Raw genomic sequence first — 12,682 nt, forward strand, 5'->3', positions numbered from 1 at the left:
TCGTCGACTTTTCAAACAGAACCCTGGAGCCTGCCCACTGATTTGAGAGGTGCCCCATGAGTCTGCTGCTTGAACCTTTTACCCTTCGCCAACTGACCCTGCCCAACCGCATCGCCGTATCGCCCATGTGCCAATACTCCAGCGTCGACGGCTTGGCCAACGACTGGCATCTGGTGCACCTCGGCAGCCGCGCAGTGGGCGGCGCCGGGCTGATATTCACCGAAGCCACAGCGGTCACGGCCGACGGGCGGATCACCGCCGAAGACCTTGGCCTGTGGAACGACGACCAGATCGAAGCGCTGCAACGCATCACCCGATTCATTACCGCTCAGGGCGCGGTCGCCGGCATTCAACTGGCCCACGCCGGGCGCAAGGCCAGCACTCACCGCCCCTGGATTGGCAAACATGGCAGCGTCAAACCCGATGATGGCGGCTGGACACCGGTTGGCCCTTCACCCATTGCCTTCGACCCGCAACATACCCAACCCAAACAACTGGATGAAGGGCAAATCGCCGACGTCATTCAAGCCTTCGTGGATGCCGCCAAGCGCGCGCTGACTGCGGGTTTCAGTGTGGTCGAAGTGCATGCGGCCCACGGTTATCTGCTGCATCAGTTTCTGTCGCCGCTGAGTAATCAACGGCGGGATCAGTACGGCGGCTCATTCGAAAACCGCATTCGCCTGGTGCTGCAAGTCACCGAAGCCGTTCGCGCTGTCTGGCCGGAAGAGTTGCCAGTGTTTGTCCGCGTGTCGGCTACCGACTGGGTTGAGGATGGCTGGAACCCTGACGAAACCGTGGAGCTGGCGCGTCGCCTGCACACCCTCGGTGTGGACCTGATCGATGTTTCGTCGGGCGGCACCGCAGCCAACGCTGAGATTCCCGTTGGTCCGGGCTATCAAACCCGTTTCGCCGAACGCGTGCGCAAGGAGTCAGGCATCGCCACCGGCACTGTGGGAATGATTACCGAGCCCGCCCAGGCCGAGCATATTCTGCGCACCTGTCAGGCCGACATCATCTTCCTCGCCCGCGAACTGCTGCGTGATCCGTACTGGCCGCTGCACGCCGATGATGACCTGGGGGGGCGCAAAGCCGTATGGCCGGCGCAATATCAGCGCGCGACCCATCGTGATCAGCCGATTCACGAGTCTGATCTGCGTGACTGAGTGAACTGCCAGAAAACAAAAAGCCCCGGCCAGTGATGGTCGGGGCTTTGTTTTTTGTCTTCCGGATTCTGTAGCGCCTCGGGAGCCGCCATCGCTGGCAAGCCAGCTCCCACAGGTTTTGTGGTGAAACACACTTCACATTTCAACTTCGATCCGCGTAGGAGCTGCGGCACGCTGCGATCTTTTGATTTTGACTCAGAAAACCTACAGCAAGATCAGAAAATCGCAGCCTCCGGCAGCTCCTACATGGACCCCGTACAGTCACTAGTTGCCAATGTGAACATAGAATCCATGTGGGGCTGGCTTGCCAGCGATGAGGTCCGTTCAGACGCTATGGAACCATCAAGGGTACTTACGCTTGTCCGGCGCCGGTGGGAAGTACTGGTACAACCAGGTCTCACTCAACGTGCGGTCATTGGTACGGATGAACAACCGCAGCTCAACCGGCTCGACGCTGTCATTGGTTGGATACCAGTCGAACAGGATCCGATAGCCCTTGATGTCATCCAGCACCAGCACGCTGAAGTCCTGAACCTTGCCGTTCGAGCAGGTGATCACCGGCTCAATCCCGGTGCCCTGCGGCAGGCGGTCGAGACCGCCTCCGTTGAAGTCCACGGCGAAACGACGCGCCCAGACTGGCGGATAATGCTCGCCGGGTGCCCAGCCTTCGACGAAACCGCCCATACCGGAGCGCGTGGCGTGCACTCGCGCCAACGGCGTACTCACCGGCGGCAGGGCGCTCCAGTACAGCTTGTAGCCGTAATTCAGCGAATCCCCGGCAGCCACCGGTTTTTTCGGTGTCCAGAACGCCACAATGTTATCGAGGGTCTCGCCGGTTGTAGGAATTTCCAGCAGATCGATAGAGCCTTCGCCCCACGCGGTTGTAGGTTCTACCCACAGGCTCGGGCGCTTGCTGTACCAGTCGACGGTGTCCTGATAGTTGGCGAACTCATGGTCGGTCTGCACCAGGCCAAAGCCCTTCGGATCCGTATCGGCAAACGCGTTGAATTGCAGGGTTGCCGGGTTGTTCAGCGGGCGGCAGATCCACTCGCCGTTGCCACGCCACATCGCCAGGCGATCCGAATCGTGGATTTGCGGGTGAATGGTGTCGCACATACGGCGTTCGTGGGTGCCGCAACTGAACATACTGGTCATCGGCGAGATGCCCAACTGTTCGATGGCAGTACGCGCATTGATGTGTGCGTCGACTTCCATTACCACGCGCTCGGCCTGGCAATCGATGTCGAAACGGTAAGCGCCTGTGGCACTCGGCGAATCGAGCAAGGCGTACACCACAAAACGCGTGGCGTTCTTGTCCGGTGTCTCGAACCAGAACTTGGTGAAGTCAGGGAATTCTTCGCGTTTCTTCGCGTAAGTGTCGATCGCCAGTCCGCGCGCCGAAAGGCCATATTGGCCAGTGGCATCGACTGCACGGAAATAGCTGGCGCCGAGAAACGATAGAACGTCATGCCGATCAAGTTCCGGAGCCTTGAACAACTTGAAACCGGCAAAACCCAGGTCGCCCTTGAGCTGCTGGGTGTCGACCGAGGTGTTTTCATAGTTGAACAGCGCCGGACGGAAATGCACCTCGCGGGCGGTGCGTGTCTTGGCATCGACGCTGTACATGCGCACCGGCTGACGGAAACCCATGCCGACGTGGAAGAACTGCACGTCCAGTTGACCCTTGTTCTCCTTCCACAACGAATGCTCGCCGTCGTAGCGGATCGCGTTGAAGTTTTGCGGGGTCATGGTCGCCAGGGTCGGCGGTAGTACCTGTTTGGTGTCCTGATAGGCGTTGCCAGCGAGTTGCTTGGCTTGACGCTTCAGCGCTTCGAAATCGAAGGCCTGCGCCTCGCCATCGGCGGCGCCACCACTGGGGGCCGCCCAGGCACGACTGGCCAGCAGGCCGGTGGCCGAAAGACCGGTGTAAGCCGCAATGGCCATGGACGCTTTGAGCAAATTCCTGCGGTGCATAAATACAACCTGTCGTGTGCAATCCCGCGCCTTTCCTGGCACGTGCTGGATCATAAATAACGGTTCGGACAAGCCTTCGACCAAACGCAACGGACTATAAACAGATGCCGGATAGCTTAAACCGTTCGATTGTCGAGCAGAAATGATTGATTACAAGGCGCCATCTGGCAATGAAACAAGACATGTCTGTATTTTTTCCGACAGTGCTTTCTGATTTATACGACATATCTGCTTTTATCGACTAATTACTCTAAATAACCCTTTTCAGCACCGATTTAATTTCTATTCTATAGGCATGACCGGCTGCGAACCTTCAGACCGGTGGGGCACTCGACGCTGCTGACAGGGGCAGGGCGATGTGGTGGTTTAGCAGTTCTTTGACGTATTAGAGAAGGACATCGTCCATGGCAAAAATACAAGGCATCACCGACATGTTGGGCATCTTTCCGTGTCTGGGCAGCGGCCGCAGAAGACGCCGGCTAAGCTCCGATGAGCTGAAACTGGTGGAGCGTTATCGAGAGCTTTCGGAGAGTGATCGGATAGCGATGCGCTATCTGGTGGACGCGATGAGGAGTGTTTCGCGGTTTTGAGTTGTGAAATGAAAAAAGGGCGGACTGAACAGTCCGCCCTTTTTTTGCCTGCAGGAAATGCGAGCTAAGCGCGTAGTCACGGGGCTGGGCTTGATAGGGAGGGCGAGCAACATCTGGAAGCACACTTGTAAGTCTGTCCAGGGCACTTTCGAACTAGGCTGAGGGCCTTATAGATCCTGATAACCCCAGTTTGGAGGCGAAACATGAACACCCGTGGCTTGCTCGATCAACTTCTCAAATCCGGCCAGGATCTGTTACAGAACAAGGCCGGCGGATCGCAGAACAAATCGGCTGCCGGTGGCTTGGGCGGCTTGCTTGGCGGGTCTTCCGGCGGCGGAGGCCTCGGCGGTCTGCTCTCAGGCGCGGGTGGTGGTGCATTGGCGGCGGGCGCCATGGGCCTGCTGCTCGGCAGTAAAAAGGCGCGAAATGTCGGCGGCAAAGTGGCTGTCTACGGCGGCCTCGCCGCGCTGGGCGTGTTGGCCTACAAGGCTTACGGCAACTGGAACGCCCAGCAAGGCAAAGCTCCGCAGACAGAACCACAAACCCTCGACCGCTTGCCACCGGCGCAAGTCGAACAACACAGCCAGGCGATCCTCAAGGCTCTGGTCGCCGCCGCCAAAGCTGACGGCCATATCGACGACCGCGAACGCCAACTGATCGAAGGCGAATTCACCAAACTCGACAACGATCAGGAACTGCAACACTGGCTACACGCCGAACTCAACAAACCCCTCGACCCAGCAGACGTCGCCCGCGCCGCTAGCACCCCGGAAATGGCGGCTGAGATGTACATCGCCAGTGTGATGCTGGTGGACGAGGAGAGCTTTATGGAGAAGAGCTACCTGGATGAACTGGCGCGGCAGTTGAAGCTGGAGCCGGGGTTGAAGGTGGAGTTGGAGAAGCAGGTGCGGTTGGCTGCTGTGTAAACGGTACGAAAAAAAAATCGCAGCGTTGGGCTGCGATTTTTTTGCATTTTTGTGGCGATGAAATTACGCGCTTTGCAAATCTACCCTTCAGCGAAACTGCTTAGTAGCCGTAAATGGGGGCATAGTAAGAAAGAGGAGGGTGATTGTTTTCCCATTCTTTAGAAAGTGCGATTCCCTGTTTTATTTCTTCAGGTTGCATTTTTTTTGCAATTTCCACGAGATTCAATCTTGCATCTTCCGGTGCGATTGCTCCGCCTTTGAGGTTTGCTATTAAGTAGGTGAATCCGTAAGCCTTAACCAAATCTAAAGGAAATCCATAAGTGTCAGGAAGATGGGCGATGTTTAGTGCATACCCCCCTAGTGCGTTTATATGTCCGGATTCGGCTGTTTTTTTGAGCCAGGTTCCGATCTCTTCTTTACTGCCATTGTGTTCATATAAATAGTTTGCATACAGGTACATACCCGGGGGGTAACCTCCTTCTGCTGAAGCCTTAAACCATTTTTTAACTGCTTTCTCGCGACTGCCGGGGATCAAGAACCAGCCCTCTCCACTTTTGTAAGCACTAGCGAGTAGTTTTTGAGCATACGTATCACCCGATTCAGCGGCCCTTTCCAGCCATTCCAATCCTTGATTTGCTGTAAACAGCACAACCATTGCCTCAGTGTCACCTTTTTCGGCACGCTCACGAGCAATTCTTAAAGTTTGCTCTCTCCAGTCAATATTACCTTTCCCTGCGCAATCATCTAATAAGTTGCACAGATCCTTTTTACTACTTAGACGTAACATGGCGTATAGGTCGCCCTGATCTGCCGCAGCTACGTACCAGTTTCTGGCTTCCTCCGTCATGTATCGATTACTCAGTCGTATCGCCTCGCCCAGGAAATATTGAGACTTTTTATCGCCAGCCTCGGCCGCAGCTCGCAAAAACGGTTGCGAGGAAGTCCATGCTCCTTGTTGATAAAAAACAATTCCCTTGTCTCTGGTCTTTGCCTCGGACTCTGTCAATTGTCCAGCGGAAGCGTTGGATAAGAAAAGGAATATAAGGAAACTTAAAATTGCTCGATTGATCAATGTTAGATCCGTTGTTAATGGCTTTGAGATCGTTGTTATGGTGTTGAGGCGGGTAAAAAGGGGCAGCAAAATAGGATGGGTTTATTTAATTGTAGTTTTTATTAAATAAACCCATCTCTTTTGTGTTGTTGGTTTTTCTCTGATTGTAGCGGCATGACTAGTAACCGTAAATGGGATCAAAATAAGATAAAGGCGCGTGAGATCTTTCCCAGTCTTTAGAGAACTCCGTTGCTTTTTTTATTTCTTCAGGGCTCATTTTTTTTCTAACTCTGGGAGCAGTCTGTTCGCATCTTCAGGTGCTGTACCTGCCTCGAGTTTCGAAAGTAAAAGCGTCAAGCCATAAGCTTCAGCCAGGTTTTCTGGGTAACCTAGTTCGTTAGATGGGTCTGAAACTTTGTATGCGTAGGTGCCCACTGCATCTATGTGGCTGTGTTCCGCTGCTTTTTTGACCCAGTATGCTATATCTTCTTTACTGCCGTTATGGTCATATAAATAGTTCGCATAGAGGAACATGCCTCTTGGGTTGCCACCTTCAGATGATGCTTTAAACCATTTGATTATTGCTTTTTCTCTACTGCCCGGAATCAAGAACCATCCAGCGCCACTTTTATAAGCGCTAGCCAACAGTTGTTGGGCATAACTGTCACCCGCTTCAGCCGCTTTCTCTAGCCATGACAGACCCTGGCCGGCCGTAAATAGAACAGTCATTGCCTCTGTATCGCCTTTTTTTGCTCTTTCTTGAGCGGTAATCAGAGCATGTTCTCGCCAATCAATCCCGTTTTTATTAGCGCAAGTATCCATGCTTCCGCATAAGTCATTTTTATTGCTTAATCGAAGCATTGCGTATAAGGCTCCTTGTTCGGCTGATGCTTCATACCATTTTTTTGCTTCTGGAGTGGTGTAGCGTTGACTGAGTCTAATCGCTTCTCCCAAATAATATTGGGCGTCACGATCTCCTGCTTCTGCTGCAATTTCCAACAGAGGCTGGGAATCGTACCAGTCACTTTGATGGAAAATGGCGATACCCTTATCCCTAGCATTTTTTTGTGTTGAAGTTAGTTCAGCGCTTGCTGTTCCACACAGCGCCAATGACATGAAAACTAAAAAAGTAAGTTGCTTAATCAATGTTTGGCCCTTTGTAGGTGCTTTTGATTTTTTGGACGGGGGCGAAAGCGGGTCCTTTGTATTCTGTCTGATAACTGCAATGGCCGTTTAAGCGAGCACCCATAGTCGAAACTAGCGATCGATAACGTTTTCTCATTTCGTTTGCACCAACTTGTAAAGACAAAACGCCCTCAGCCATAAAAGTGTCCAGCTTTAGCTTATTTGCACAGTAAACGAACCCAGCCTGACTTGGCCGCGCCCCGTCTCTATTCATGCAAATGATCGCTTCTTCAAATTGAAGAGAGGCGTTAGGTTTGGCCGAAATCCAGGTTAAGCACTTCTCAATAGCTCGCTGTTGAAGAAGATACGCTTGATCTTCGTCGAAGGCTTCAGTTTGCTCTTCATCTTCAGAAGTGAAAGCCTGTGGAGCGTTGCTCAAAGTTAAAAGAAGTGGGCCCAGCGCTTGGGGTTGAAGATTGATCACCCAGTCCCGTATCACTTGCGGGTTCTTATCTCTAACTAACGTATACGCAATCTGCCCACCCCGATCCCCTTCGGTCAGCGCATCAAAAATCTCTTTAACAATTGCATACCCACGCACATACGCAAATACGACATCAATACCTGTGGCGCCAAGGAAACTCAGTTTTTCCATATAGGCTGAGGCTTCCTTATCTACCCAATCGAGATCCTTGTATTGGTTCGCGGCCATTTCCTGTCGCACCAGTTCCGTCAATGCGACGATGCTGTCGTAGCCCACTTCAAAGGTCAAATAACCTTTAACACCCGCACCCCAGACCAGTGAGCCTTTGATCGACAGCAAAAGGTGTCCGTTTTGCATGCGAAGGTGCATATCGCCCGAGATGCCTGCGCCTAGTGCAACCGCCATTTCGACTTCCAGTTTGGCCAACGGGCGCCATTGGTTGGCTAATACGCGATTGGGTACTGGGGCAGGGGGGAGGACGCTGGGTGGCGGGCACCAGAACAGTTTGCCGGTGACTTTGCATCCGGCCTGGGCGCCGGCGAATATCTCGTACTTGGCGAGGTCGCCGGATTTTTCGGCAAGGTCTACACCGACAAGGCTGGTGTAACCGGTTTTTTGATCGAGGGTGAGATCGCGCGACAGCATGAGGCTCGCACCGGCGAATCCCCAGGCCTTGGCTTCCAGATCAAGGGATAATTTGCCGAAGTTGACACTGCGAACGCTGCCGTCGTGGGCGGTGTATTGAGCGGTCCAAGGCTCGGCCTTGGCCCGTTTGGGGTACTCGAATTTCAGCAACGTCACTTCCCCTCGCCATGCAGCCACATCCAGCGCGACCTCAACGTTCGCGAGTTGGGGACTGCCACTTTTCAACGTGGGTCCTTCCATTTTGACTTCGGTCAGCAGGTTGGCACCTTCCGGAAGCAGGCAACGCACCAGTTGAGCCTGCGGGCTGTTGTCAAAAAGCATGAGGTTACGAAGCTGTTTGTCTTCGAAAACCAGGGCTTTGAGGTTTTCGCCCCAGCTTTTTTTCTTGGCTTCGGCTTTGATGCTTTCGACTTTGTAGCCTTTGGCTTCCAGCGCAGCGAAGAATTTTTCTGGCAGGAACAGGCCATGCTCATCGAACCATGGGCCTTTCTCATCGAACTGAAGTGCGCCTTCCTGATCCAGCCAATCACTGAACACACGATCGTCGTCTGCTTCTTTGGCAATCGACTTGGGCAAACTGGTCGCCAGCTCTTTAAGTTGGCCTTGGAACGCGTTGCCACCCGCTTGAGCCAGATGTTTCAGGCTGATGTGGTTAAGGATCGACGTGGAAGAAGCACTGCTGAGTTCGCGCAGGGGAATGTTGGTTTTGGCCAGGCGTTCGAGGGGTTTTGGCTTGTAGCTCTCCGCGTCCCAGAGGAACAGGCGGGGAGGTTTGAGTGCTCGAACGCGTGCTTCGGCAGTGCTCTGAATTCGCTCAGCCTCTGTGTTCAGGTCGTACCACTGCTTTTGCAAGCTGACAAAGAGCACTCCGGGTGGCGCTGACTTGCCACCGGAAGCCGAGACCCATTGGGAATAACGCGCTTCGATTTTTTTCTCAAGCTCATCGCGTTTGTTTGTCAGTTCGATAAAGGCCTGAAAATCCTCGGTACCTGCGTACTGGTCATCAGGGCTGAGTGCGAACTCGGGAACCGCCACCCCGCACTCGGCGAGTTCCACGATGGCATTGATGTATGGGGACATCAGGTCTTTCAGTGCGAGGATGTTGATCTGCACACCCTTGAGTTTCTTTTCGTCGATCTCGCCGGTTTCAATGAGTTTTTTGTGAAGCGCCTTATAGTCCTTCAGATGCTCCCACGCCGACGCAATCTTTTTACTGCCGGGATCGAACATTTTGTAGCCGTGAGCTTTTGCTTTGTCGCGCTCTTCAATGTACTTGTCGATTGCATCGCGAGCCTTTAAAGCACGCGGCGTATAAAAAACTCCGCTTTCTCGCTTGTACCCCAACTCCTTTGCGCTGGCGTCGGATACTTTTTCCAACGCTTCCATGTTCTCCTTGTTTTTATCAATGCGTTGCTGAGCTGCGAACAACTCGCGCTCAGCGTGCATCGTCGCGTCGCTGTCACCCTTGGCTTTTGCCGCGTCCCAATCCTTGCGGCATTGCGCTTTTTTCGCCGTGTCTTCGGGGATTGCCGATTTAGACGCCAGGTAACTGCTACGGTCGTCTGCTTCGAGAAAAGCCTCCGGGCTGGGCGTGAGGAAGTAGTCCATCAACCCCGCGTCGGCGATGTTGCTCATGCGCGTGGCTTTATCAGCGTTGACGGTTTTCTGTTTGAGCAGGCTGACGCTTTCCTTGAGTTTCTCGGACGTGCGCTTGGGCAACAGCCAGAAACGGCGCTGACCGGTGACGTAGATGATGTCGTCATAGCTGCTGCTGCAGCCCGGCTTCTTGTCTTTGCAGAACGTTTCCGCGTCGGCAGTCTTTTTTGGTGGATCGGCCGGAATGACAACAGGTGATTGTTCTGGCGCGGGTGTTTGTTCGGACATACCTGTCATTTCAGCCTTCCAGTTGTTGTACTTTCTCGAATGCCGGCATATCGCTGCTCAGCACGTTCATTACGTCGGCGCGTGCTCGCAACGGGCGTTGGTTCAAGTGCGGCAACAGACGCTCAAGGTGGCGGCCCTCATCTATGCCGTGATCCACCAGCAGTTGCAAATTTTCGGACACGCCCGGCAGTTGTTCATTCGGCAAACTGTTGGTCGATTCGGCTTCGCGGGCTCGAATCCAGTACCACCAGCGCACCTCATCGAACGCTATCAGCGTGTCGCCCTTCAGGTGCAGCGGATATTTTTGTTCGCCATTAGAGGCATCAACTTTTTCTGTTTGTTCCCAAACACGCCATTGTTGATCGTCTCTGTGGGCGGGCGGGGTGTAGACGCTGGCCCAAGGGCCGAACAGAGCTCGGGCGGGTACTGTCAGCGCCAGCGCGCTCCAGAATGCCGGGTCGTAGTAGCGCGCCAGCGAGTCACCATGAGACGGGTCGTTCATGCGCAGGAGGTGACGAGCATGCAATAGCGCGGTCTCCGGCTTTTCACGCGAGGTCAGCAAAATGCCGGCGCGGTTGTCGCGGCATAGCTCAATGGCTTGGGCGGCGGCGGAGCTTCCAGGTGTCAGTTGTAGCCAGATCGGACTGACATCATTCATTTCGGCAAACGGCGTGTCCTGAAACAGCTTTTCAACACCATTCAACCCGGACTGTTGGTAAAGCTTTTCCAGAGCCCGAGGCTGGCGAACGCTGTCGATGATGCCATACAGGGTGCGGTTTCCACTGCTGCCCGATGGCGTGGTGGCCACGGGTTGTTCAAGAAAGTGACTTAACCATTCAGACATGGGCAAACCTCTCGCGAGCAAGCGCCATTGGCTTGCTTTCCACAGATCGGAACAAGGGGGAGGCCTTGAACGCTTTTTCGTACAAATGGGTTGAGCATGGCAGGCACTAACACCGTACCAGCCTTATCCGCATCCGCCTGCTTCAACGGCCCCGGCAGCAACGGCGCAGCGCCCGTGCCGCTACCCGGTCCACCGCCGGAGTTCATATTGATCACCGGCCCGCTCATGGTCACGCCGCCGGCATCGATCTTGATAAAACTACCGCCGCCAATGAGCGTCAGTTCCGCCCCCGCTTCAAGCACGACTTTCATGCCGCTGCTGAGGTGGATTTCCTGGCCGGCATCAATGAACTGCCCAGTCCCAATCTTGATGTGCTGATTCACCCCAACCGTCAGGTGATCGTTGGCGCGCGCTTCGACTTTGCGATCGGCATAAACCGTGTGGTGTTCTTCGGCTTTGAATTCCGTGTAGCTGTTCTGCTCGACGGTGTCATGGCGTTCGTTGCCGACGCGGATTTTCTGGTCATGCTCGACGTTCTCGTCCCAGTCGCGTTGGGCGTGCAGGTAAATCTGTTCCTGACCTTTTTTGTCTTCGATGCGCAGTTCGTTGTAGCCGCCGCCACCCATTGAGCTGAGGGTTTTGAAGGTGCTGCGGGTTTTGTTCGCCGGCAGCGCGTACGGGACGGTGTTTTCCTTGTGGTACAGGCAGCCGCTGATCAGCGGTTGATCGGGGTCGCCTTCAAGGAAGGTGACGAGCACTTCCATGCCGATGCGTGGGATGGCGATGCCGCCGTACTGGGCACCGGCCCAGGCGCTGGAGACGCGGAGCCAGCAGCTGGTTTTGTCGTCCGCCTGGCCTTCGCGGTCCCAATGGAATTGCACTTTGACGCGGCCGTATTGGTCGCAGTGGATTTCTTCACCTTTGGGGCCGGTGACCACGGCACTCTGGCTGCCGAGGATGCGCGGTTTTGGATGGCGCAGGGGCGGGCGGTTGGGCACGTCCCACGGGGTGGCCTGGAAGCGGTTGCGGTAGCCCTGATGGAAATCGTCTTTCAGTGCGGTGGTGTCGCTGGTCACCGACTCTTCCAGCACTTGCGGCTGTTTGCCTTCGTGGAGGACTTCGGTGAGCAGCCAGAGGTCGTTCCATTTGGCTTTCGGGTGCGCGGTCAGCGCGAGGAAATGGCCGCTGACCAGCAACGGCTGATCGCTTTTGCCTTCAGCCAGTTGGAAGTCGCTGCGGTGGCGCTCGAGGGCGCGTTTGGCCAGGTGCTTGCCGCGCTCGCGATCGATGAAACGGCCCGGGTAATCGTAGTCTTCGAGGTCGGGCAGGGCATCGCCACGGTTTTCGCTTTCCAGCGTCAGGCGTGGTTTTTCGAAGTCGTAATCGCGGCGCGTGGTGCGGCTGGTGCGGGTTTCCAGGCGCAGGTCGAAGCGCTTGATCACCGGGTCGCTGGCGACCATGCCGGAGTCTTGCTGATAGGCCACAGGCTTGAGTTTCGGGAACACCGTCTGGTCATCGCCGAACACTAGTTTGTGCGCCGTGGCGCTGTGCTGGAAGTGGTAGTGGATACCTTCTTCTTCGCACAGGCGCTGGATGAAATGCAGGTCGGATTCGTCGTACTGCACGCAGTAGATGCGCTCGGGGTAGATCGAACCGGTCTTGAATTCGTAGGCGTTGCTCTGGATGCCGTGCTCTTCCAGCACTTGGCCGATGATTTTCGGCACTGTGAGGTTCTGGAAGATGCGCTGGTTGACGCGGTGCGCCAGGTACGACAGTTGCGGGCGCAGGGTCACCGAATAACGGGTCAGGCGTTTGCCTGAGTCACCTTGCGCGGCGCGATAGATCTGGCCGTGGATGCCGCTGCCGTCGGGCGACAGTTGCAGGAAGGCCGGTTTGTGCAGCAGGGTTTCGAGGTCCAGCGACGGCTGCTCACTGACCAGCTCCACCTCAAAGAGAAAAGGCTTTACCGAGAGCGGATCATGTTTTCGGTATCAAA

At 55.0% G+C, this 12,682-nt stretch carries 8 protein-coding genes and 1 pseudogene; 3 read left to right on the forward strand and 6 right to left on the reverse strand.

Going from position 1 to position 12,682, the window contains the following annotated elements; genetic code table 11:
- Positions 1-56: 56 nt before the first annotated feature.
- Positions 57-1,163, forward strand: coding sequence for an NADH:flavin oxidoreductase/NADH oxidase (locus ACA061_RS05035; protein ID WP_150617241.1), 1,107 nt, complete (start codon positions 57-59; stop codon positions 1,161-1,163).
- Between the two features lie 342 nt (positions 1,164-1,505).
- Here the strand turns inward: ACA061_RS05035 and ACA061_RS05040 are convergent, their stop codons facing one another.
- Positions 1,506-3,137: a glucan biosynthesis protein D gene (locus ACA061_RS05040; RefSeq protein ID WP_150603778.1), complete on the reverse strand. Its 1,632-nt coding sequence runs from the start codon at positions 3,135-3,137 to the stop codon at positions 1,506-1,508.
- 404 nt (positions 3,138-3,541) lie between these two features.
- On the opposite strand from ACA061_RS05040, the gene ACA061_RS05045 reads away from it, so the two are divergent.
- Together ACA061_RS05045 and ACA061_RS05050 are read left to right on the forward strand one after the other, a co-directional pair.
- A complete protein-coding gene (locus ACA061_RS05045) occupies positions 3,542-3,727 on the forward strand; it encodes a hypothetical protein (protein ID WP_102357616.1) in 186 nt (61 codons plus the stop codon).
- A gap of 203 nt (positions 3,728-3,930) precedes the next feature.
- Entirely contained in the window at positions 3,931-4,653 is a 723-nt protein-coding gene (locus ACA061_RS05050) for a tellurite resistance TerB family protein (RefSeq protein WP_150603779.1), read from the forward strand.
- 100 nt (positions 4,654-4,753) lie between these two features.
- Here ACA061_RS05050 and ACA061_RS05055 read toward each other — a convergent pair whose 3' ends face one another.
- The 5 genes and pseudogenes from ACA061_RS05055 to ACA061_RS05075 all read right to left on the reverse strand — a co-directional run.
- The gene (locus ACA061_RS05055) at positions 4,754-5,725 is read right to left on the reverse strand and encodes a tetratricopeptide repeat protein (RefSeq protein ID WP_497300743.1); all 972 of its coding nucleotides are present in this window, start codon (positions 5,723-5,725) and stop codon (positions 4,754-4,756) included.
- 252 nt (positions 5,726-5,977) lie between these two features.
- Positions 5,978-6,850: a tetratricopeptide repeat protein gene (locus ACA061_RS05060; RefSeq protein WP_497300744.1), complete on the reverse strand. Its 873-nt coding sequence runs from the start codon at positions 6,848-6,850 to the stop codon at positions 5,978-5,980.
- Positions 6,843-9,851 carry a type II toxin-antitoxin system RelE/ParE family toxin gene (locus tag ACA061_RS05065; RefSeq protein WP_497300745.1) on the reverse strand — a complete coding sequence of 1,003 codons (3,009 nt, stop codon included), beginning with the start codon at positions 9,849-9,851 and terminating at the stop codon, positions 6,843-6,845. The genes ACA061_RS05060 and ACA061_RS05065 overlap by 8 nt, the downstream gene beginning before the upstream one ends.
- A 1-nt stretch (position 9,852) precedes the next feature.
- Positions 9,853-10,650 (reverse strand): DUF4123 domain-containing protein, encoded by a 798-nt coding sequence (locus ACA061_RS05070; RefSeq protein WP_497300746.1) that lies wholly within the window; start codon positions 10,648-10,650, stop codon positions 9,853-9,855.
- Between the two features lie 20 nt (positions 10,651-10,670).
- Positions 10,671-12,650: pseudogene (locus ACA061_RS05075) on the reverse strand (type VI secretion system Vgr family protein); the annotation flags it as partial.
- Positions 12,651-12,682 lie beyond the last annotated feature (32 nt).

It is taken from the genome of Pseudomonas sp. LBUM1668, from assembly GCF_059695715.1.

Coding starts and splice junctions, on each gene's coding strand:
- ACA061_RS05035 (WP_150617241.1), top strand. CDS start 57: ATGAGTCTGCTGCTTGAACCTTTTACCCTTCGCCAACTGACCCTGCCC.
- ACA061_RS05040 (WP_150603778.1), bottom strand. CDS start 3,137: ATGCACCGCAGGAATTTGCTCAAAGCGTCCATGGCCATTGCGGCTTAC.
- ACA061_RS05045 (WP_102357616.1), top strand. CDS start 3,542: ATGGCAAAAATACAAGGCATCACCGACATGTTGGGCATCTTTCCGTGT.
- ACA061_RS05050 (WP_150603779.1), top strand. CDS start 3,931: ATGAACACCCGTGGCTTGCTCGATCAACTTCTCAAATCCGGCCAGGAT.
- ACA061_RS05065 (WP_497300745.1), bottom strand. CDS start 9,851: ATGACAGGTATGTCCGAACAAACACCCGCGCCAGAACAATCACCTGTT.